This is a genomic window from Streptomyces griseoluteus (genome assembly GCF_004784465.1).
GTDB lineage: Bacteria > Actinomycetota > Actinomycetes > Streptomycetales > Streptomycetaceae > Streptomyces > Streptomyces griseoluteus.
Genome location: NZ_SRRU01000005.1, coordinates 398,201 through 418,396, shown reverse-complemented (window position 1 = coordinate 418,396; position 20,196 = coordinate 398,201). Strand labels below are relative to the sequence as shown.

The window sequence follows — 20,196 nt, the reverse complement described above, 5'->3', positions numbered from 1 at the left end:
CACGATGAGCGCAACCGAGGAACGGCGTGCGGCCGTCACCGGTATCGGGGTGGTCGCGCCGAACGGCATCAGCACCGAGACCTTCTGGAAGTCCACCCAGGAGGGCATCAGCGTCCTGGACCGGGTGACCCGTGAGGGCTGCCAGGACCTGCCGCTGAAGGTGGCGGGCGAGGTCCGCGCGTTCGACCCGGCCGTGGTCGAGGAACGCTTCCTGGTGCAGACCGACCGCTTCACGCACTTCGCCATGGCGGCGGCGGACCTGGCCCTGGAGGACGCCCGCCTGGGCCAGGCGGACACCGCGGCGGACCCCTACTCCATCGGGGTGGTCACCGCCTCCGGCTCCGGCGGCGGCGAGTTCGGCCAGCGCGAGCTCCAGCAGTTGTGGGGCAAGGGCAGCCGGTTCGTCGGCCCGTACCAGTCCATCGCCTGGTTCTACGCGGCCAGCACCGGCCAGATCTCCATCCGGCGCGGCCTCAAGGGGCCCTGCTCGGTGGTCGCCTCCGACGAGGCGGGCGGTCTGGACGCCCTCGCGCACGCCGCCCGCGCGGTCCGCCGGGGCACCGATGTGATGGTGGCCGGCTCCACCGAGGCGCCCCTCGCGCCGTACTCGGTGGTCTGCCAGCTCGGGTACGGGGAGCTGAGCGGGGAGAGCGACCCGGCGCGCGCGTACCGCCCCTTCACCGACGCGGCGTGCGGGTTCGTGCCCGCCGAGGGCGGGGCGATGCTCGTCGTCGAGGCGGAGCGGTCCGCGCGGGAGCGCGGGGCCGAGGTCCGGGCGTACGTCGCGGGACACGCGGCGACGTTCACCGGAGCCTCCCGCTGGGAGGAGTCCCGCGAGGGGCTGGCGCAGGCCGTCCGGAACGCGCTGGCGGAAGCCGGCTGCGCCCCGGAGGAGGTCGACATGGTCTTCGCCGACGCCCTCGGGGTGCCGGAGGCGGACCGTGCCGAGGCGCTGGCGCTGGTGGACGCGCTCGGTGACCACGGGCGCCGGGTGCCGGTGACGGCACCGAAGACCGGTATCGGCCGCGGCTACTGCGCGGCACCGGTGCTGGACGTGTCGGCGGCGGTGCTGGCGATGGAGCACGGCCTGATCCCGCCGACGCCGAACGTGGTGGACGTCTGCCACGACCTGGACCTCGTGACCGGGAGCGCCCGCGTGGCCGAGCCGCGCACGGCACTGGTCCTCAGCCGGGGCCTCATGGGGTCGAACTCGGCGCTGGTGCTGCGGCACGGCGACCGGTAGGCGAACAGCAAAGGAGAGAACGGCATGAACGTGCAGATCACCGAAGAAGAACTGGCCGCCCTCATGAAGAAGGCGGCGGGCATCACCGTCGCACCGGAACTGCTGCGGAAGCAGCCCGCCACCCCCTTCGAGACGCTGGGGCTCGACTCGCTCGGCCTGCTGGGCATCGTCGGCGAGCTGGAGAACCGGCACGGTACCCCGATGCCCCCGGACGCCGAGCGCTGCAAGACGCCGCAGGCGTTCCTCGACCTCGTCAACAGTGCACTGATGGCAGGAGCCTGACATGGCCGGACACACCCGGAACGAGATCACCATCGCCGCTCCGCTCGACCTGGTCTGGGACATGACCAACGACCTGGAGAACTGGCCGCAGCTGTTCAGCGAGTACGCGTCCGTCGAGGTCCTCAAGCGTGAGGGCCGCAAGACGACGTTCCGGCTCACCATGCACCCGGACGACAACGGCACCGTGTGGAGCTGGGTCTCCGAGCGCGAGCCGGACCGTGAGAACCGCACCGTCCGCGCCCGCCGCGTGGAGACGGGCCCCTTCGCCCACATGGACATCCACTGGGCCTACGAGGAGGTGCCCGGCGGCACCCGGATGGTGTGGACGCAGGACTTCGCCATGAAGCCCGAGGCGCCGGTCGACGACGACTGGATGACCGACAACATCAACCGCAACTCCAAGGTCCAGATGGCGCTCATCCGGGACAAGATCCAGCAGGCCGCCGGGGACCGCCCCGCCCCGGCGCTGGCCGACTGACCGGCGAGCGGGAGAAGAGGACACCTGCCATGCACCAGGGACTGATCGTGGCCCGGATGGCACCGGGCTCGGCCCGGGACATCGCCAAGATCTTCGCGGAGTCGGACCGGGGCGAGCTGCCGCACCTCGTCGGGGTGCGCCGCCGCAGCCTGTTCCAGTTCGGCGATGTGTACATGCACCTCGTCGAGTCGGACAGCGACCCGGCCCCGGCCATCGCCAAGGTGGCCGGCCACCCGGAGTTCCGCGGGATCAGCGAGCGCCTGTCGGCGTACGTCAGCGCGTACGACCCGGAGACCTGGCGCTCCCCGAAGGACGCGATGGCGGAGCGCTTCTACGTGTGGGAGCGCGACTAGCCGTCCGGCTCCCCTGAAGAAGACCACCGGCCGCCGGGCCCGCAGCGTCGCGGGCCCGTCGGCCGGTTCTGCCGTACGGGGACCGCGTCAGCCGGCGACGTGGCACTCGAAGGCGTGCAGGTACGGGTTGACCGGACGGATGTCGTCCACGACCAGGCCCGCCGAGGTGAGCCGGCCGACCATGGACTCGGTGGTGTGCTTGGCGCCGCCCACGTTCAGCAGGAGCAGCAGGTCCATCGCGGTGCTGAAGCGCATCGAGGGGGTGTCGTCCACCAGGTTCTCGATGACGATGACGCGGGTGCCGGGGCCGCCCGCGGCGGTGACGTTGCCGAGCAGCCGGGCGGTGCTCTCGTCGTCCCACTCCAGGATGTTCTTGATGACGTAGACGTCGGCCTTCACCGGGACCGAGGCGCGCACGTCGCCGGGCACGATCTCGGCACGGTCGGCGAGGTCGCCGGTACGCAGCCGGGGCAGGGCGTTCTCGACCACGCGGGGCAGGTCCAGCAGGCTGCCTCGCATCGTCGGGTACTTGTCCAGCAGGCAGGCCACCACATGGCCCTGGCCGCCGCCGAGGTCCGCCACCGAGGAGGCGCCGGACAGGTCGAGCAGGGCGGCGACCTCGCGGGCCGACTGCTCGCTGGAGCGGGTCATGGCCTGGTTGAAGACGTCCGCGGACTCGGGGGCGTCCTCGTTGAGGTAGGTGAAGAACTCCTTGCCGTAGAGGGACTCCACGACGTTCTCCCCGGTGCGCACGGCCTCGTCCAGCCTGGGCCAGGCATCCCAGGTCCACGGCTCGGTGCACCACAGGGCGATGGCGCGGAGGCTGTTGGGGTCGTCCTCGCGCAGCAGGCGGGACATGTCGGTGTGCGCGAAGGTGCCGTCCGGGCGCTCGGCGAAGACGCCGTAGCAGGACAGGGCGCGCAGCAGCCGGCGCAGCGGCTTGGGCTCGGCCTTCACCGAGGCCGCCAGGTCCTCCACGGGCTTGGGGTCGTCACCGAGGGCGTCCGCCACGCCGAGCCGGGCGGCGGCCCGGACGGCGGCGGCGCAGGCCGCCCCGAACACCAGCTCGCGCAGGCGCATGGGGGGCGGTGGGGCTGTCTCAGCGGTCGTCATCTGCTGCCCTCTCTCGTTCTTCGGCCTTCTTCGGTCATCGATGGGCAGCGGGCGGGCGGTCAGCACAGGCCCGCGGGCTTTGAGGCCCGGCAGGAGTTGCGCGTGAAGCTGTTGCCCTTGCCCGTGTCGGTGTTCACCAGGTCCGCGGGGGCGTTGGCCGACAGCGTGTTGCCGTCGACGCGGTTGTTGTCGCCGGTGGCGCCGACCATGCTCCTGAAGAGCACGATGCCGCCGGAGAACGGGGACTTGCCGGCGTTGCCGCGCACGTAGTTGCCGGTCACGCGGGTCTGCTCGACGCCGGTCAGCACGATGCCGGAGCCCTGGAGGGCGGCAAGGCGCTGGGTCTTCGGGCAGGACTTGTTGTTCTCCAGGACCCGGTTGCGGGCGACGGTCAGGTGACCGGCCTTCGGGGTGTTCTCGTCGCCCACGACGAAGACACCGGCGCAGTTGCCGCGGATGCCGTTGTACTGGACGTTCACGTTGCGCAGGCGGCGGACGGTGACGCCGATGCGGTTGTCGCTGAGGCGGTTGTGCTCGACGAGGGTCCGTCCGGCGTCGTACGCGCCCGCCTCCTCCTTGATGGTGTTGGCGAGGAAGATTCCGGCGTCACCGTTGCGCTCGGCGACGTTCTCGCGGAACACGCCGCGCGTGGAGCGCTCCTGGGCGATGCCCCAGGTGTCGTTGCCGACGGCGTGCACATGGCGGACCGTCATGCGGTCGGTCGCCATGCCGAAGACCCCGGCGTGGGTGAAGCCGGTGACGGTGAGGTCCGCGACGGTGACGCCCTCGACGTTCTTCTTCTTGGTGCCGAGGACGCAGATGCCGCTGCCGTCCTTGGCGCAGCCGTTGGCGTCCTTGCCGGTCTTGACGGCGGCGGGCTTGACGACCGTACGGGCGCCCACACCGCGCAGCGTGACGCGGTCCGTGCTGATCAGCACGCTCTCGTGGTAGGTACCGGGGAGCACCAGCACGGTGTCCCCGGCCCGCGCGGCGTCGACGGCCTTCTGAATCGACTCGCCCGGCCGGACCACGAGGGTCTGGTGAGTGGCGGCCGCCGGGACCGCCCCCACTCCCGCGCTCACGAGCGCCGCGCCACAGGCGAGATATGCGAGGTGACATCTCTTCATACCGCGTACGGTATGACCGCTTAATCCGGTATCCCATGCGATGGTCCGTCCGGGGGCGTGTCTGTCAAAGGGCTCGCAACGCCCGCCCCACGGCGAGCCTTACGTCGTCCCGGGGCCGCCCGGCCCGGCCCTCCTCCAGCTGCCACAGCCGGTTCTGGAGCACGCGGGCCAGCGTCCAGGCCCGCGCCCGTTCCCGGTCCAGCCCCAGGGCGGCGGTCAGCGCGTCGAAGCGGCGGCGGGTGTCCGAGGGGTCGTACCGGTTGGCGAGCGCGGGGAGCAGCTCGAAGCCGGGGTCGCCGGCCAGCGGCTTGGGGTCGATGGCCAGCCAGGGCGCGCGGGCCGCTGCGAGGACGTTGCCGTAGTGGAGGTCCCAGTGCAGCAGCCGGTCACCGGGCTCGTCCGCGACCTCGCCCAGAGCGGCCGCGCAGTCCCGCAGCAGACGCCGGGTGCCGGGATCGGCCTCCGCGCGGAGGGCTCGCGGGAGGCGGGCCGTCATCCCGCGCGCGATGTCACCCAGTCGGCGCAGTCCCGGCGGGGCGGGGTGGGCGGTGAGCCGGGCCAGCAGTGCGCCCAGGACGTCGACCGCCTCGCGGGTGTCGGGGAGCGCGGAGAGGGGGCGGTGCTCGTCCAGCCGTTCCAGCAGGAGGGTGCCGGTGGGCGGGTCGTGCGCCAGCAGGCGTACGGCGCCGTCTCCGGCCCAGGTGAGCAGGGCCGTCGCCTCGCCCGCGCACTCCTCGTCCAGGTGCTGGACCTTCAGCGCCGCCGGGGTGCCGTCGGCGGCGGTCACCGGGAGGACCAAGGCCGCGATGCCGGACAGGTGCGGGCCGTCGGCGCGCAGGGACCAGTGGGTCAGGAAGCGGTCTGCCCGGCGGGTCAGGGCAGGACGGTCGGAGGGCGGGGTGGGCACGTGGGTGACCATACTGACCGGTGTGAGACGGGGTGCCGGGTTGGGGCGAGCGGTGGTGGCCTACGTGCGGTCAGCGCCCGGCACCTATGTGTGGCTTGCCATTCTGTTTTTCACCACTGTGGCTCTGCACCACATGTCGCCCGAGTTCGAGAAGGAGTTTCTGCGGCAGCGGTCCACGAACATCCATGAGTTGTCGCAGAACCCGGTGCGGGTGCTGATCACGAGCGGGATGTGGATCGACGGGGGGCACTGGCTGCCGTATGTGGCGGCGTACAGCGTGTTCCACGCACAGGTGGAGCGGTGGGTGGGGACGGCTCGGTGGGTCGTGGTGTGTGTGGCCGCGCATGTGCTGGCGACGCTGATCAGTGAGCTGGCGCTGCTGAGGGCGATAAACGACGGGCATGCTCCCGCCTCGGCCGTGAACACACTGGACATCGGGGTCAGTTACGCCCTCGCGGGGGTCATGGGGGTGCTGACGTACCGGATCGCGGCGCCCTGGAAGTACGCGTACCTCGCCGTGCTGCTCGCCGTTTACACCGTCCCCCTGGCCGGCGGCCGGACCTTCACCGACGTCGGGCACGCCCTGGCCGCGCTGATCGGGCTGGCCTGTTATCCGCTGGTGCGGGACCGGGGGAGTACGTGGAAGCCGTTCCGGAGCCCGGCCGCGCCGTCCGGCTGACTTGCCGGCGCTGACGGACCTGGCCCGCTCAGCCGACCGACTCCCGCACCTGCGCCTTTCCGGGCACCCCGTGCCGGGGCGGCTTCGCCGTGACCATCAGGCCCGCCACCACGGCGGCCAGCAGCATGACCGCGGCCGCCCACGAGATGGCCACCGTGTAGCCGTGCACCACGCCCGCCGGTACCACGGTGGCGCGGTCGGCCGGGCCGCGCAGGTGGGCGGTGACATACGCGGCGGCGCTGGTGGTGGCGACGGTGTTGAGCAGGGCCGTACCGATGGAGCCGCCGACCTGCTGGGCGGTGTTGACGGTCGCCGAGGTGACCCCGGAGTCGCGAGGCGCCACCCCGGCCGTGGCGGTGGCGAACACCGGCATGAAGGTGAGGCCCATGCCGAGCCCGAGCAGCAGCAGCGCGGGCAGGATCTCCGAGGTGTACGACGAGTGCACCGTCATCCGCGTGAGCAGCAGCAGCCCCCCGCAGGCCAGCAGCATGCCCGGCACCATCAGCAGGCGCGGCGCCACCCGGTTCAGCAGGCGGGCGGATATCTGGGTCGACCCGATGATGATCGCGGCGGTCAGCGGCAGGAAGGCGAGGCCCGCCCGGACGGGGGAGTAGCCGAGGATGACCTGGAGGTAGTAGGTCATGAACAGGAACAGCCCGAACATGCCGATCACCGCGAGCAGCATGGTGAGGAAGCACCCCGCACGGTTCCGGTCCCGCACGATGTGCAGCGGCAGCAGCGGGTCCGGCGCCCGGTTCTGCCACCACACGAACACCGCCAGCAGCACGATCCCCACCGCGAACAGCGCCAGCACCAGCGGATCGGTCCAGCCGCGCGGCTCGGCCTCGCTGAACCCGTACACGACGGCCACCAGCCCCCCGCAGCCGAGCACCGCGCCGGGCACGTCGAGCCGGGCGGTGCCGCCGTGGCCGGGCCGGTCGTGCAGCAGGGCGAAGGCGCCGAGGACGGCGATGATCGCGATCGGCACGTTGACGTACAGGCACCAGCGCCAGTTCAGGTACTCCGTGAGCAGGCCGCCCAGGATGAACCCGATCGCCGAGCCGCTGCCCGCGAGCGCGCCGTAGATCCCGAACGCCTTGCCGCGTTCGCGCGGGTCGGTGAACGTCGTGGTCAGCAGGGACAGCGCGGACGGCGCGAGGACGGCGGCGAACACGCCCTGGAGCGCGCGGGCGCCGAAGAGCATTCCGGAACTTGCCGCCGCGCCGCCCAGCGCGGAGGCCAGCGCGAAGCCGATCAGGCCGATGACGAAAGTGCGCTTGCGCCCCACCAGGTCCGCGATCCGCCCGCCCAGCAGCAGAAGCCCGCCGAAGGCGAGCGTGTAGGCCGTGATCACCCACTGCCGGTTGCCGTCGGACATGTGCAGGGCGGCTTGCGCGGAGGGAAGGGCGATGTTCACGATCGTCGCGTCCAGCACCACCATCAACTGGGCCAGCGCGATCACGACAAGGCCCCACCAGCGGCGGGGATCGGCTTCGGCGGGGACCGGACCGCGCTCACCCGTTCGGCCGATGCTCATCTGGCCAGAAGACCACGTATCGGGGCGGGTCGCATCCGCGTCGGAGGGCCCGCGCCGCCCGGCGCCGTAACGGTTCCTCATGGTTCGAGCACCACCTTCCCGACCGTCCCGCGCGTCTGGAGCGCGCGGTGCGCGGCGGCCGCCTCGGCGAGGGGGAACCGGGTGACGGCCGGGCGCAGCCGTCCCGCCGCGGCCTCGGCGAGGGCCCGCTCCTCCAGGGCGCGCAGGCCGCCGCCGCGCCGGAGCATCTCCGGGCCGAGCACGGACTCGGAGACCCCGTCCACGAAGTGGCCCCGTGCCCCGTCCCCGATGCCCTCGGCGGACCAGCCGAAGACCAGGTGCCGGCCGCCCGGACCGAGCAGGGCGACGGCCTCGCGGGCGACCTCGCCGCCGACCCCGTCGTAGAGGAGCGTGGCCTCCCGTCCGGCCAGCCGCGCCCGGACCTCGGCGGGCCAGCCGGGGCGGGTGTAGTCCACGGCGAGGTGGGCGCCGTTCGCCCGTACCCGTGCGGTCTTCCCGGCGCCGCCCGCCAGGCCGGCCACCGTCGCCCCGGCGTTCCGCGCGTGCTGCACGAGCAGGGTGCCGATGCCGCCGGCCGCCGCCGGTACGACCACCACCGACTCCGGGCCCGGCTCCGCGAAGCCGGCGATGCCGAGCGCGGTGCGGCCGGTGCCGATCATGGCGACGGCCTCGGCGAAGCCCAGGCCCTCCGGCACCGGGTGCAGCCGGGTCGCGTCGGTGACGGCGAGTTCGGCGTACCCGCCGGGGGCGAAGCCGAGGTGGGCGACGACCCGGCTGCCGAGCCACGCCCCGTCCACGCCCTCCCCGAGCGCGTCCACCACCCCGGCGACCTCCCGGCCGGGCACGCTCGGCAGCGCGGGCAGCCCGGGCAACGGCCCCTGCCGCCCCTCCCGCAGGGCCGTGTCCAGCAGATGCACCCCGGCCGCCGCGACCGCGATCCGCACCTGGCCGGGGCCGGGGGCGGGGTCGTCGGTCTTCTCGTACGTCAGGTTCTCGGCGGGCCCGAAGGCGTACAGACGGACGGCGTGCATGGGACCCCCTGGTTGATATTCCTCCGCTTCCGGAAGGCCCACTCTCCGACCTCAAGGGCGCTCGAGGTCAAGGCGGTGTCAGTGCGGGGGTGCAGCATGGGCGCATGGCGACGAGGCGAGCGACGGGTACGGGCGGCGGCGGTACGGCGGTGAGGGGTGCGCGGCGCCCGGAGTTGCGGCTGCCGCCCCTGACCCCCTGGGCGGAGCTGGAACTGGAGCGGGACGGGGACTACGACGGGGTGGAGTTCCAGGAGGCCGACCTGTCGGGACAGCAGGGCGGGGGCTCCCGGTTCATGGACTGCGCGCTCACCGGGTGCGTGCTGGACGAGACCGGGCTCGGGCGGGCGCGGGTGCTGGACTCGGTGCTCGACGGGGTGCGGGGGGTGGGTACGCAGCTCGCCGAGGCCACCTTCCGGGACGTGGAGTTCCGCTCGCCCCGGCTCGGGGGCGCCCAGCTGCACGGGGCGGTGCTGGAGCGGGTCGTGGTGCGCGGGGGCAAGCTCGACTTCCTCAACCTGCGGGAGGCGCGGCTGAAGGACGTGGTCTTCGAGTCCTGCGTGCTGGTGGAGCCCGACTTCGGCGGGGCCCGGCTGGAGCGGGTGGAGTTCGTCGACTGCGCCCTGAAGTCCGCCGACCTCTCCCGCGCCACGCTGAAGGACGTCGATCTGCGGGGGGCGGCTCCGCTGGAGATCACCCGTGGGCTGGACCGGCTCTCGGGCGCGCTGATCGGCACCGGGCAGCTGCTGGACCTCGCTCCGCTGCTGGCGGCGGAGCTGGGGATCAGGGTGGAGGGGTAGCGAGGGTCACGAGATACGGGGGTAGCGGGCCTGGAGGGTCCAGATCGCGGGGTTCTCGGCGAGGTCCTCGTGCATGTCGGTCAGGTCCGCGATCACGTCGTGCAGGAAGTCGCGGGCCTCGCGGCGGAACTCGGCGTGCGAGAAGCTCAGCGGGGGTTCCTCGGCGGGCATCCAGTCCGACTCGATGTCCACCCAGCCGAAGCGGCGCTCGAACAGCATGCGGTCGGTGGACTCGGTGAAGTCCAGCTCCGCGCGCTGCGGGCGGGCGGCACGCGAGCCCATCGGGTCCTTGTCCAGCTGCTCCGCGATGTCGCACAACGCCCACGCGAAGTCCAGCACCGGCACCCATCCCCAGGCTGTGGACAACTCCCGGTCCGACTTGGTGTCCGCGAGGTAGACGTCCCCGCAGAACAGATCGTGCCTGAGCGCCCGGACGTCCGCCCGCCGGTAGTCCGTCTGCGGGGGGTCCGGAAAGCGGTTGGAGAGCGCGTAGCCGATGTCGAGCACGTCAGATGGTCCCACGCCGGGGGCTCAGCGTGCCCGCTCGGCCAGCAGCCGGCCCAGGTCCGGCGGCCATACGGGCTCGGCGGGGGCGGCCAGTCCGGCGGGGGTCCACCAGCGACCGCCCAGGATGCCCTCGGCCAAGTGGGCGGCGCGGGCGGAGGCGGTGGGGTCGCGGCGGGGGCCGGGGGTGACGTAGATGTGCTCGTGCTGGCGGACGGGGACACCGGCGCGGGTGAAGTCGTGTTCCCACGTGCACAGCAGGGGGCCGGGGACGAGGTCGGTCCAGCCGGTCTCCTCGGCCAGTTCCCGCGCGGCGCCCTCGCGGGGGGTCTCGCCTGGTTCGAGCCCGCCGCCGGGCAGTGCCCAGTGGACGCCGACCTCGGAGTTGTCGTACCGGAAGAGGAACACGGCGCCCTCCGGGTCGACCACGGCGGTACGCGCGGCCTGCCTCGGCGTGCGCAGCGGCTTGCGCAGGACTGTGCAGGGGCGGTTCAGGGCGCGGTCGTGGCGGTGGGCGAGGGGTGTGTAGCCGAGGGACTTCCAGAAGGCCAGGCCGGCGTGGTTGCCGTCGAGGACGGCGAGGCGGACTGCCTGGCGGCCGGCCGCGCGGAAGCGGGCCTCGGTCAGTTCGGCGGCTTGGCGGCCGTACCCCTTGCCCTGCTGAGCGGCATCGACCAGGAGCAGCCCGATCCACGGGTCGGGATCGGCCGGATCGGGGTGACGGGCCAGCGTGTTCACGACCGCGACCAGCCGACCCTCCACCCGGGCGAGCAGCACCTCCCCGTCGGGGTGGGCCAGTTCGCCCGCGACCGCCTGCGCGACCTGCTCCGGCCGGATGTCCGCCGGGTCGGGGAACTCCCCGCTGAGCGTGTGGAACGCCCGCTGGGAGGCGTACAGCGCCGTCAGTTCGCCGAGCACGGGCGGAACGCCCCCGGCGGGCACGGGTTCGAGGATCACCCGCCGCACGCTAACGCGCGCGCCCGCCTCAGCCGGGGGAATTCGGTGACCCGGCCCCGGGGCAGACCCCGGAGCCGGGCGGCAACCGCTCTCAGACGTTCACGCCGAAGTCCTGGGCGATGCCGACCAGGCCGGAGGCGTAACCCTGGCCGACGGCACGGAACTTCCACTCCGCACCGTTGCGGTACAGCTCGCCGAAGACCATGGCGGTCTCGGTGGCCGCGTCCTCGGAGAGGTCGTAGCGGGCGATCTCCGCGCCGCCCGCCTGGTTGACGATGCGGATGTAGGCGTTGCGGACCTGGCCGAAGTTCTGGCCGCGGTTCTCGGCGTCGTAGATGGAGACCGGGAAGACGATCTTCTCCACGTCGGCCGGGAGGGCGGCAAGGTTGACGTTGATCGCCTCGTCGTCGCCCGCGCCCTCGCCCGTGCGGTTGTCACCGGTGTGGACGATGGAGCTGTCCGGCGTCTGCTTGTTGTTGAAGAAGACGAAGTGCTGGTCGGAGTAGACCTTGCCCTGGCCGTTGACCGCGATGGCGGAGGCGTCCAGGTCGAAGTCCGTGCCGGTGGTGGTGCGGACGTCCCAGCCGAGGCCCACGGTGACGGCGGTCAGGCCCGGTGCCTCCTTGGTGAGCGAGACGTTGCCACCCTTGGACAGGCTTACAGCCATGATCGGGAGTCCCTTCCCTTTTGAGTATCTGTGCCGACGAAGCTACGTCACCGGGTAGAACGGCGGGAGGGGTGCCTCAGGTTCCGCCCCGCTTTACCTTTTTTACCGAGCTGCTCCGCCGCCGTCGGCAGGCGCGCCGGAAATCGGGGTGACTCGGAGTGCCCGGAGCCGGGAACATGGGACGCATGTCCGGGCCCTATCTCATCCGCGGCTCGGTCTCGCTTCCCGAGGCCGAGCTGAACTGGCGTTTCTCGCGGTCTTCCGGGCCCGGCGGCCAGCACGTCAACACCAGCGACTCCCAGGTGGAGCTGCGCTTCGACCTCGCCCGCACCGAGGCACTGCCCCCCGTGTGGAAGGAACGCGCGCTCGAACGCCTGGCCGGGCGCCTGGTGGACGGTGTGATCGTCGTACGGTCCTCCGAGCACCGCTCGCAGTGGCGCAACCGGGAGACCGCCGCCGTACGCCTCGCCGCCCTCCTCGCCGAGGCCACCGCACCCCCGCCCAAGCCCCGCCGCCCCACCCGCATCCCACGCGGCATCAACGAACGCCGGCTCAGGGAGAAGAAGCAGCGCGCCGACACCAAGCGCGGCCGCTCCGGCCGGGACTGGGGTTAGCCCAGGTCGAGCACCCCGACCGTCTGGCCCCCGCTCGTCTCGTCGGTCGTACGGAAGCCGAGCCGCCGGTAGAACTCGCCGGGCCCGTCCGCGCCGGGATGCCAGGTGACGTACAGCTCCCCGCACCCGCGCCGCCGCAGCTCGGCGGCGACCGACTCCACGGCGAACCGGCCGTACCCCTTGCCCTGTTGGCCCGCGTCGATGTTCAGCCGCCACAGCCCGGAGCGCCGCAGGCTCCCGCCGTCCGCGCGCCAGTCGATGTCCACAAAGGCCATCAGGAACCCGACCGCCCTGTCCCCGTCGAGAATCAGCCGCGGCCAGGCCACCCCGGCGGGGCGCACGTACGCCTCCGCCAGCGAGTGTGCGACCGGTTCGACGGCGTGCTCCTGATCGGGACGCACCCGGATGGCCAGGGCGGTCTCGAGGTTCACCGGTGTGACCTCGGCAAGACGGGGCGACATGCGCGCACCCTACGAAGCGGGGTCCGCGGGCACCATCTCTCTACGGCGCAGCAACGACGCGGCCCCCGCGGTGACGGACGCCGCGCACACCAGCAGGCAGAGGCAGATCGTCGGGTTCACCCAGGACGGGACCAGTTCCGTCGCCGCGCCCGCCTCGGTGACGCACTGAGCGCTGACGGGCAGGGTCTCGTGCGTGACGATCCGGTCGCCGGGCACGCCCTGTGCCGCACACATCTGGTCCGGGTCGAGGATGTAGAAGCCGCACGCCACCCCGTAGCCGAAGAGGCCGAAGGCCGCGGCGGCGGTCATGAGGGCCAGTAAGAAGCTGGGAGCGGTGTCCGGGGCGTACCAGGCACGGCCCCAGGTGCGTGTGCGGATGCGTACGGCCAGGGCCACGGCCGACGGGGCGGCCAGACAGGGCATCAGCAGCGGGGCCCAGAGCGCGGCGATGTAGAGGGCGACGGTCATGCGGGAGGGGACATCCGCCGGCCCCCGGCCGGTTGCGCTCAGCCCAAGTGCCGGTACCGCCCCCGGTAGTACAGCAGGGGGCCGCCCTCCGCGCTCGGGACGCGGGCCGTCAGGACGCGGCCGATGACGAGGGTGTGGTCGCCGGCCTCGACGCGCTGCTCGGTCCGGCACTCCAGGGTGGCCAGGGCGTCGGGGATCAGGGGGGCGCCCGTGGCCTCGCCGCGGTCGCAGGCGAGGTCGGCGAAGAGGAGGCGGTCGCTGACCCGGCCCTTCATGGCGAATCGCCCCGCGATCTGCCGCTGGTGCTCGGCGAGGACGGACACCGCCCAGAGCGGCTGCTCGTCCAGCAGGTCGTCCATCCGGGAGCCGGTGCGCAGACTGACCAGCACCAGCGGCGGGTCCAGCGAGACCGACATGAAGGCCGTGGCCGTCATGCCCGCGTCCTCGCCGCCCGGCGCGTACGGGTCGTCGGGGTCCAGCGGCGGTTCCTGCGCGGTCACCAGGACCACGCCCGCGGCCAGCCGGGACATCGCCGCCCGGAACTCGTCGTCGCTCACCCCTTCAGCATGCACAGAAGCGGCCGCGGCGGTGGGGGAGGGAGGGTTCAGCACACCGCAAACGCTAATCGGCCGCCCGCGTCCGCCGCATCGGGCCTCCGGCGTAACCCGGACCTAGGACCAAAGGACCGGACCTGTGGCGGAAGGACCGCCCGGACCGGCCAGCGGCATATGCGCAACTTCGCAGCCTTTGCGATCGGAGAACGCAACGGGAAAGTGCGGAAACTGCACTCAATTGTTCAACTTCTTCTGTGACTTGAGTCACAAGGAGTGCGGAATTGTTGACCCTGTGTACCGAGTGAGCAGCGCGCTGTGATTCAGTGGCGGAAAGCCTGTGGACAGCAGGGGGAGGGCGAGCATGGAGACCGATCAGGAGCCGTACGTCCCTCTGACGTCACTGCGTCAGCTTCACCAGGTCATGGCCGAGATGAACACCGCGCGCAGCCAGGCCGACACCCTTCAGATCGTCGCGGACGGCGCGGTCTCCGCCCTCGGCTACGAGATGGCCTGCGTCAACCTTGTGCGCCCCGACGGAGACCTGGTCGTCGCCGCCGTGTCCGGCAACTCCGCCGCCGAGGCCCTCATCACCGGCCGCACCGGCTCCCGCGAGTCCTGGGACCGCCGCCTGGGCATGGGCGAACTCTGGGGCGACCTGGTGTTCATACCCCACACCGAGGGCTGGGTCCTGGACGACGACGACGTCCCCCAGTGGTACACCGAGGGCCCCTCGCCCCGCTTTCCCGACGAGTGGCACCCCGGCGACCGCCTCTTCGCCCCGATGTACGCCCCCGGCGCCCAGGGGAGCGCTCGCGGCGGACTGCTGGGCGTCATATCCGTCGACCGCCCCCTCACCGGCCGGCGCCCCGGCGCCTGGGGCCGCGAGGCCCTGCAGATGTACGCCTTCCAGGCCGCCATCGCGATCAGCAACGCCCACCTCCGCGCCAACATGCAGCGCGCCCTGGTCCGTCTGGAACGCGACCAGCAGGCCCTGCGGGCCAGTGAGGAATCCTTCCGTCAGGCGTTCGAATACGCCCCCTCGGGCATGGCCATCGCCGAGATGGGCGGCGACCAGCACGGCCGCATCCTGCGCACCAACGACGCCCTGTGCCGCCTGCTCGGCCGGCCCGCCTCCGCGATGCGCCGCTACTCCTTCTCCGACCTCGTCCACCCCGAGGACATCGGCACCCTGATGCGCACCTCCGCCGAGGGCGGACGGGCCGAGCTGCGGCTCGCCCGGCGCGACGGCAGCTATGTATGGGTGTCGCTGCGCAACTCCGTGGTCGCGGACGCGGCCGACGGCCCGCGCTTCCTGCTGACCCACGTCGAGGACATAGAGGAGCGCAAGCGCCGTGAGCTCCAGCTCGCCCACCGCGCCTCCCACGACTCCCTGACCGGGCTGCCCAACTCCGCCGAGCTGCGCTCCCGGCTCGCCGCCCGGCTGTGCCGCCGCCCGGCCCACCCCGACGCCCTGGACTCCCTGGACGCCGCCTACGGCCACCCGGCCGGCTCCGGCGACGCCCACGGCTTCGACTTCCCGCCGGGCCCGGAGGCGTACGACACGTTCGACCACCATGTGCACGCCGTCGCCCCCCAGCAGGGCCCCGACGACGGCACCAAGGGGCTCGCGGTCCTCTTCTGCGACCTGGACGGCTTCAAGTCGATCAACGACCGCTTCGGGCACAACGCGGGCGACGCGGTCCTCATCGAGGTGGCCCGCCGGCTCAGCGCGGGACTGCGGGACGGCGACACCGTGGCCCGGCTCGGCGGCGACGAGTTCGTGATCCTCGCCGACGGTCTCGGCCAGGCCGACGCCGCCGACCTCGCGGTGCGGCTGCGCAACGAGATCATCCAGCCGATCCGGGCCGAGGGCCGGGCGGTCCGGGTGGGCGCCAGCTTCGGCATCGGCTGGGCGCACTGCGGGATGACGGCCGACGAAGTGCTGAAGTCCGCCGACGAGCGGATGTACGTTGAGAAACGATCTCGTCCCAAACAGCATCGGCGTGCCGGGTGAAACGCAGGTCAGTGCGCTGACAGTGCTGGGCTCCGCGCTTCGGGCGCCCGTTCGGGGGTCCCCCGTCCGAGCGAATCGGGGTGTGCGGGAGGGTAGGCTCGCCATTCCAACCCCGTACCCCGCCCGCCCGCACTTGTTGAGGAGTACCCAGGGATGACGCCCGGCGACAACGGCGCGAGCAAGCCCGAGGAAGACGACCCGTTCGGCTACCTGTACGCCGACGGCCAGGCCCGGGGGGCCCAGCCGCCGTCCGGTGGTTACGGCTATCCCAACGCGGTCAACAGGGTGCGCCCGGTCGGTGAGCGCCAGTACGGCCAAGCGCAGCAGACCGCCCCGTCGCAGCAGGGTGGCTACGGGCAGACGACCGCGGCCCACTACCAGGCGCCGGAGACGATGCCCGGCGGTGCTCCCACCTCCCGGCAGGCGTCGCACGGCGGCGGTGGCGGCGGGCGGCGCGGGCCGAACACCAAGGGCCTGCTGATCGGCGCCATCGCGGTGGTCGCGGCGGTCGTGATCGGCATCGGCATCGCGATGCTCAACGGCAACTCCGACGACGACAAGGGCGGCAACCAGGCGGACGCCTCCCCGACCCAGTCGCAGGAGGCCCCGCCGAGCGCGGGGGCGACCAGCACCGGCGAGGCCGGCGAGCTGCCGAAGGCCGACGCGGTCGACGACTCGGTGCAGCTCGCGGGCGGAGCCGCCCCGGCCTCCGACATCAAGGGCGCCAAGTCGGCGGGCGGCTCCTACGTGGGCGGCCTGAACCACGTCGGCGCGTCGGTGACCTGGACGGTGGACGTGCCGAAGCCGGGCAAGTACACGCTGAACGTCAACTACGGCGTGCCGGGCAAGGACGCCAACACCACGCTGACGATCAACGGCACCTCGCAGAACCGCCCGCTGAACATGTCGAACTTCGCCCACGCCCCCGAGGGCGACTGGGAGCGCGGCTGGACCCACACCTGGGCCAACCTCCAGCTCCAGAAGGGCTCGAACACGATCAGCATCTCGTGCGGCAGCGGCAACCAGTGCGACGTCAACCTGGACCAGTTCTGGCTGGAAAAGGGCTGGCGGTAGCCGGTAACGGCTCTTACGCCGCCGATTCCTCGTCCGTCACCGTGGCCGCGGCCAGCAGCCGTTCGTAGTCCGCCGGGTCGAACTCCCCAGCCGTGGGCGCCAGTACGGCCGCCGCCGAGAGGGCGGTGGCGCGGGTGAGGCGGGCGGGCCAGGGGAGGCCGTCGACCAGGCCCGACAGCAGGCCCGCCACCGCCGCGTCGCCCGCGCCGGTCGGGTTGCCGCGCAGCCGGGCGGGCGGGGCGGCGCGCCAGTGGCCCTCGGGGGTCGCGGCCAGCAGGCCGTCCGGGCCCAGTGAGGCGACCACCGACTGGGCGCCCCGGCGGCGGGCGTCGCGGGTGGCGCGGGCCGGCTCGTGGGAGCCGGTGAGTTCGGCCAGTTCGGCCGCGTTGGGCTTGACGATGTCGGGCCGGGCGGCGATCCCGCGCCGCAGCGGCTCCCCGCCCGTGTCCAGCAGCACCGGCACCCCGGCCGACCGGGCCACCCGTATCAGCCCCGCGTACGCGCCCACCGGCACGCCCGGTGGCAGGCTGCCGCAGAGGGCGACCGCCCGGGCGTCCGCGAGGAGAGTGTCGTAGGCGCGCAGGAAGGCGGCCCATTCGGCGGCGCCGATGTGCGGGCCGGGCTCGTTCAACTGGGTTGTGTCACCGGTGAGTTCGTCCACCACGGCGACCGTGCGGCGGGTCGGGCCGGTGACCGGCACCAGCGCGTCGGTGATCCCCGGCGCGGCCGCGAGCCGCTGGCGCAGCACCTGGCCGGTCGGGCCGCCCGCGAAACCGGCGACCGTCACCGCGTACCCGAGCGCGGCGAGCACGCGGGCCACGTTGACGCCCTTGCCGCCGGGCCGCTCCACGACCTCCGACACCCGGTGCTCGGCGTGCGGCCGCAGCGATGTCACGCGGTACGTGATGTCGAGAGCGGTGTTCAGCGTGACCGTCAGGATCACCCGGTCCGACCTCCCTCGATGGTTCGTACGCCTCGGTTTCCGGGGCCCCGATCATGCCAAAGAGACGGCGTCCGGCCCAGTTGGGGGACGGACGCCGTCTGACGAAGCCGGGTACGGATCAGGGCAGTTGGGGCGTGATCACCCATTCGCCCCGGCGCATGACGCCCTTGAGCGCGAAGTCGCCGTCCAGCAGCACGAGGTCGGCGTCCTTGCCGGGCTCCAGCGAGCCGACCCGGTCCGCCATGCCGAGCAGCCGGGCCGGGTTGGCGGACAGCGCCTTGACCACGTCCGTGACCGGGAGGCCGTCCACGGTGACCGCCCGCCGGAAGGCGCGGTCCAGGGTCAGCGTGGAGCCCGCGATCGAGCCGCCCTCCACCAGCCGGGCCACGCCGTCGCGCACCTCGACCTCCAGCGGGCCGAGCAGATAGCGGCCGTCGCCGGAGCCCGCCGCGTCCATCGCGTCCGTGATGAAGGCGACGCGTTCGGCACCCGCGTGGTGGAAGGCCAACTGCAGTGCGGCCGGGTGCAGATGGGTGCCGTCGTTGATCAGCTCGACGGTGACCCGGCCGTCCTCCAGCAGCGCGGTGATCGGGCCGGGAGCTCGGTGGCCGATGGGGGGCATCGCGTTGAAGAGGTGGGTGGCGACGGTGGCGCCCGCGTCGATGGCGGCGACCGTCTGCTCGTAGCTCGCGTCGGTGTGCCCGACGGCCGCGATCACCCCTTGCTCGGCGAGGAGGCGTACGGAGTCCAGGCCGCCCGGCAGCTCGGTGGCGAGGGTGACCATCTTCGCGTGGCCGCGCGCGGCGTCGACCAGCTTGCGGACCTCGGCCGGGTCCGGGTCCCGCAGCAGCGCCTCGGAGTGCGCGCCCTTGCGGCACGGGGAGATGAACGGCCCCTCGAAGTGGACACCCGCGATGTCGCCCTGCTCGGCCAGTTCGGCCAGCATCCCGGCCTGGCGGCCCAGTACGTCCAGGTCGTCGGTGACGGTGGAGGCGACCAGCGTGGTGGTGCCGTGCTCGCGGTGCGTGCGGACGGCGGTGAGCGCGTCCTCGGCGCCGCCGGAGAAGGCCGCGCCGCCGCCGCCGTGGTTGTGCAGGTCCACGAAGCCGGGGACCACCCAGTGCCCGGTCACGTCGAGCACGTCGGCGCCCTCGGGCGCGCGCTCCGCGATCCGGCGGCCGTCGACGGCGACCCGGCCGCCGGGCACCTCGCCGGTGGGCAGCACCACGGTGCCGCCGGTGAGCACCAGCGGGCGTGCGCTGTTGTCGGCCATCAGGTGCGTACCTCCGTGGTCTGGGGGATGTGCTGGAGCAGGTCCTGGGCCAGCAGCGCCGCGCCCAGGCAACCGGCGCCGTCGCCGAGCGAGGCCGGGACGAGGACGGGCGTGCCCTGGAAGGTGATCCGGCGCCCGATCGCCGTGCCGAGCGGCCGGAACAGCACGTCACCGGCCTCGGCGAGCCCACCGCCGACGATCAGTGTGCCGGGGTCGAGCAGGGTGAGCGCGGTGACGAGGCCGTCCGCGAGCGCGTCGACCGCCTCGGTCCAGACGCGGGCCGCGTCCGGGTCCCCGGCGGCGACGGCCCGCGCACAGTCGACGGCGTCCGCGTCCGCGCGTCCGCTCGCCGCCGCCCAGGCGGTGCCGACGGCGGCGGCGGAGGCGTACCGCTCCAGGCAGCCGGTCTGGCCGCACGGGCAGGGGCGGCCGCCGGGGCGTACCACGATGTGGCCGATCTCCCCGGCGAAGCCGTTCGCGCCCGCCTCGACACCGCCGGCCAGGCCGATCGCCCCGGCGATGCCGGTGCCCAGCGCGACGAACAGGAAGCGGTCGGCGCCCCGGCCGGCCCCGGCGCGGCCCTCGGCGAGGCCGCCGGTGCGCACGTCGTGGCCGAGGGCGACGGGCATGCCGAGCCGCTCGGTGAGCAGCGCGCGCAGCGGTACGTCGCGCCAGCCGAGGTTGGCCGAGTACAGGGCGGTGCCGTTCGCCTCGTCGACGGTGCCGGGGACGGCGACGCCGGCCGCGAGCGCGGGGGCGCCGAGGTGCTCGGCGCCGTGCGCGCGCAGGTCGGCGGCGAAGGCGAGGAGGTTGTCGACGACCGCGTCCGGTCCGCCCTCGCGGCCCGTCGCGCGGCGGGCGCGGTGCAGCACCGCGCCGTCCTCGCCGACGAGCGCGGCCTTCATCGAGGTACCGCCCACGTCCAGGGCGATGACATGTCTCACCGGCCCAGTGTGACCCGCCGACCCGAGAAAGGTCTAGTCCACTCACGTGGTGTAGACCTTATGCGTTCGAAATCGAATGGTCTGACCAAGGGGACAGGGGCTTTGAGGGTGCGTCGGCGTACGGCAGGAACGATCGCGGTGGTGTCCGCACTGGG

23 protein-coding genes are annotated in these 20,196 nt (G+C 73.0%); 9 read left to right on the top strand and 14 right to left on the bottom strand.

All coding sequences use genetic code 11. The features are described 5' to 3' along the window. Positions 1 to 4 precede the first annotated feature (4 nt). Genes E5082_RS16645 through E5082_RS16630 form a run of 4 tightly spaced genes read left to right on the top strand, consistent with a single transcriptional unit; the run spans position 5 to position 2,356 of the window. Positions 5 to 1,243 carry a ketosynthase chain-length factor gene (locus E5082_RS16645; protein ID WP_135792021.1) on the top strand — a complete coding sequence of 413 codons (1,239 nt, stop codon included), beginning with the start codon at positions 5 to 7 and terminating at the stop codon, positions 1,241 to 1,243. Positions 1,244 to 1,267: 24 nt separating this feature from the next. Beyond that, on the top strand, positions 1,268 to 1,525 hold the full coding sequence (locus E5082_RS16640; protein ID WP_135792020.1) for a phosphopantetheine-binding protein: 258 nt from the start codon (positions 1,268 to 1,270) through the stop codon (positions 1,523 to 1,525). Position 1,526: 1 nt separating this feature from the next. Beyond that, positions 1,527 to 2,003 (top strand): SRPBCC family protein, encoded by a 477-nt coding sequence (locus E5082_RS16635; RefSeq protein WP_135792019.1) that lies wholly within the window; start codon positions 1,527 to 1,529, stop codon positions 2,001 to 2,003. Positions 2,004 to 2,032: 29 nt separating this feature from the next. Beyond that, positions 2,033 to 2,356, top strand: a complete 324-nt coding sequence (locus E5082_RS16630) for a TcmI family type II polyketide cyclase (protein ID WP_135792018.1) — start codon at positions 2,033 to 2,035, stop codon at positions 2,354 to 2,356. An 87-nt stretch (positions 2,357 to 2,443) separates the two neighbouring features. Here the strand turns inward: E5082_RS16630 and E5082_RS16625 are convergent, their stop codons facing one another. The 3 genes from E5082_RS16625 to E5082_RS16615 form a co-directional block, all read right to left on the bottom strand. Then, on the bottom strand, positions 2,444 to 3,469 hold the full coding sequence (locus E5082_RS16625) for a methyltransferase (protein ID WP_135792017.1): 1,026 nt from the start codon (positions 3,467 to 3,469) through the stop codon (positions 2,444 to 2,446). A 59-nt stretch (positions 3,470 to 3,528) separates the two neighbouring features. Next, positions 3,529 to 4,596 (bottom strand): right-handed parallel beta-helix repeat-containing protein, encoded by a 1,068-nt coding sequence (locus tag E5082_RS16620; RefSeq protein ID WP_135792016.1) that lies wholly within the window; start codon positions 4,594 to 4,596, stop codon positions 3,529 to 3,531. 64 nt (positions 4,597 to 4,660) lie between these two features. Then, complete coding sequence (locus E5082_RS16615; protein ID WP_135792015.1) at positions 4,661 to 5,515, bottom strand: aminoglycoside phosphotransferase family protein; 855 nt, start codon at positions 5,513 to 5,515, stop codon at positions 4,661 to 4,663. 10 nt (positions 5,516 to 5,525) lie between these two features. On the opposite strand from E5082_RS16615, the gene E5082_RS16610 reads away from it, so the two are divergent. After that, positions 5,526 to 6,182, top strand: coding sequence for a rhomboid-like protein (locus E5082_RS16610; RefSeq protein ID WP_373310074.1), 657 nt, complete (start codon positions 5,526 to 5,528; stop codon positions 6,180 to 6,182). 28 nt (positions 6,183 to 6,210) lie between these two features. Here E5082_RS16610 and E5082_RS16605 read toward each other — a convergent pair whose 3' ends face one another. Together E5082_RS16605 and E5082_RS16600 are read right to left on the bottom strand one after the other, a co-directional pair. Beyond that, positions 6,211 to 7,719 carry an MFS transporter gene (locus tag E5082_RS16605; protein WP_135792014.1) on the bottom strand — a complete coding sequence of 503 codons (1,509 nt, stop codon included), beginning with the start codon at positions 7,717 to 7,719 and terminating at the stop codon, positions 6,211 to 6,213. A gap of 77 nt (positions 7,720 to 7,796) precedes the next feature. Then, the gene (locus E5082_RS16600) at positions 7,797 to 8,771 is read right to left on the bottom strand and encodes an alcohol dehydrogenase catalytic domain-containing protein (RefSeq protein WP_135792013.1); all 975 of its coding nucleotides are present in this window, start codon (positions 8,769 to 8,771) and stop codon (positions 7,797 to 7,799) included. Between the two features lie 104 nt (positions 8,772 to 8,875). On the opposite strand from E5082_RS16600, the gene E5082_RS16595 reads away from it, so the two are divergent. Beyond that, a complete protein-coding gene (locus E5082_RS16595; protein ID WP_135792012.1) occupies positions 8,876 to 9,568 on the top strand; it encodes a pentapeptide repeat-containing protein in 693 nt (230 codons plus the stop codon). A 6-nt stretch (positions 9,569 to 9,574) separates the two neighbouring features. Here E5082_RS16595 and E5082_RS16590 read toward each other — a convergent pair whose 3' ends face one another. From E5082_RS16590 to E5082_RS16580, 3 genes are all read right to left on the bottom strand, one after another. After that, a complete protein-coding gene (locus E5082_RS16590; RefSeq protein WP_030804532.1) occupies positions 9,575 to 10,075 on the bottom strand; it encodes a hypothetical protein in 501 nt (166 codons plus the stop codon). A 24-nt stretch (positions 10,076 to 10,099) separates the two neighbouring features. Next, positions 10,100 to 11,029 carry a bifunctional GNAT family N-acetyltransferase/NUDIX hydrolase gene (locus E5082_RS16585; protein ID WP_135792011.1) on the bottom strand — a complete coding sequence of 310 codons (930 nt, stop codon included), beginning with the start codon at positions 11,027 to 11,029 and terminating at the stop codon, positions 10,100 to 10,102. Between the two features lie 91 nt (positions 11,030 to 11,120). Further along, a complete protein-coding gene (locus tag E5082_RS16580; protein WP_030804536.1) occupies positions 11,121 to 11,696 on the bottom strand; it encodes a TerD family protein in 576 nt (191 codons plus the stop codon). Positions 11,697 to 11,881: 185 nt separating this feature from the next. On the opposite strand from E5082_RS16580, the gene arfB reads away from it, so the two are divergent. Then, on the top strand, positions 11,882 to 12,310 hold the full coding sequence (arfB, locus tag E5082_RS16575) for an alternative ribosome rescue aminoacyl-tRNA hydrolase ArfB (RefSeq protein ID WP_086695404.1): 429 nt from the start codon (positions 11,882 to 11,884) through the stop codon (positions 12,308 to 12,310). Here the strand turns inward: arfB and E5082_RS16570 are convergent. The 3 genes from E5082_RS16570 to E5082_RS16560 are packed head-to-tail and all read right to left on the bottom strand — an operon-like array spanning position 12,307 to position 13,850. Further along, the gene (locus E5082_RS16570) at positions 12,307 to 12,771 is read right to left on the bottom strand and encodes a GNAT family N-acetyltransferase (protein WP_135792010.1); all 465 of its coding nucleotides are present in this window, start codon (positions 12,769 to 12,771) and stop codon (positions 12,307 to 12,309) included. The genes arfB and E5082_RS16570 overlap by 4 nt on opposite strands. 9 nt (positions 12,772 to 12,780) lie before the next feature. Then, complete coding sequence (locus tag E5082_RS16565; RefSeq protein WP_135792009.1) at positions 12,781 to 13,239, bottom strand: hypothetical protein; 459 nt, start codon at positions 13,237 to 13,239, stop codon at positions 12,781 to 12,783. A gap of 38 nt (positions 13,240 to 13,277) precedes the next feature. Next, a complete protein-coding gene (locus tag E5082_RS16560; RefSeq protein ID WP_167514076.1) occupies positions 13,278 to 13,850 on the bottom strand; it encodes a flavin reductase family protein in 573 nt (190 codons plus the stop codon). A 304-nt stretch (positions 13,851 to 14,154) separates the two neighbouring features. On the opposite strand from E5082_RS16560, the gene cdgB reads away from it, so the two are divergent. Both cdgB and E5082_RS16550 read left to right on the top strand, forming a co-directional pair. Then, entirely contained in the window at positions 14,155 to 15,807 is a 1,653-nt protein-coding gene (gene cdgB, locus E5082_RS16555) for a diguanylate cyclase CdgB (protein ID WP_135792008.1), read from the top strand. Between the two features lie 153 nt (positions 15,808 to 15,960). After that, positions 15,961 to 16,881, top strand: a complete 921-nt coding sequence (locus E5082_RS16550; RefSeq protein ID WP_135792007.1) for a CBM35 domain-containing protein — start codon at positions 15,961 to 15,963, stop codon at positions 16,879 to 16,881. Between the two features lie 13 nt (positions 16,882 to 16,894). Here the strand turns inward: E5082_RS16550 and E5082_RS16545 are convergent, their stop codons facing one another. The 3 genes from E5082_RS16545 to E5082_RS16535 all read right to left on the bottom strand — a co-directional run bounded on the left by E5082_RS16545 (position 16,895) and on the right by E5082_RS16535 (position 20,041). Further along, entirely contained in the window at positions 16,895 to 17,824 is a 930-nt protein-coding gene (locus tag E5082_RS16545) for a 1-phosphofructokinase family hexose kinase (protein WP_135792006.1), read from the bottom strand. 118 nt (positions 17,825 to 17,942) lie between these two features. Continuing rightward, positions 17,943 to 19,097 carry an N-acetylglucosamine-6-phosphate deacetylase gene (gene nagA / locus E5082_RS16540; RefSeq protein WP_135792005.1) on the bottom strand — a complete coding sequence of 385 codons (1,155 nt, stop codon included), beginning with the start codon at positions 19,095 to 19,097 and terminating at the stop codon, positions 17,943 to 17,945. Continuing rightward, positions 19,097 to 20,041, bottom strand: a complete 945-nt coding sequence (locus E5082_RS16535) for an ROK family protein (protein ID WP_135792004.1) — start codon at positions 20,039 to 20,041, stop codon at positions 19,097 to 19,099. The genes nagA and E5082_RS16535 overlap by 1 nt, the downstream gene beginning before the upstream one ends. Positions 20,042 to 20,196: the final 155 nt, after the last annotated feature.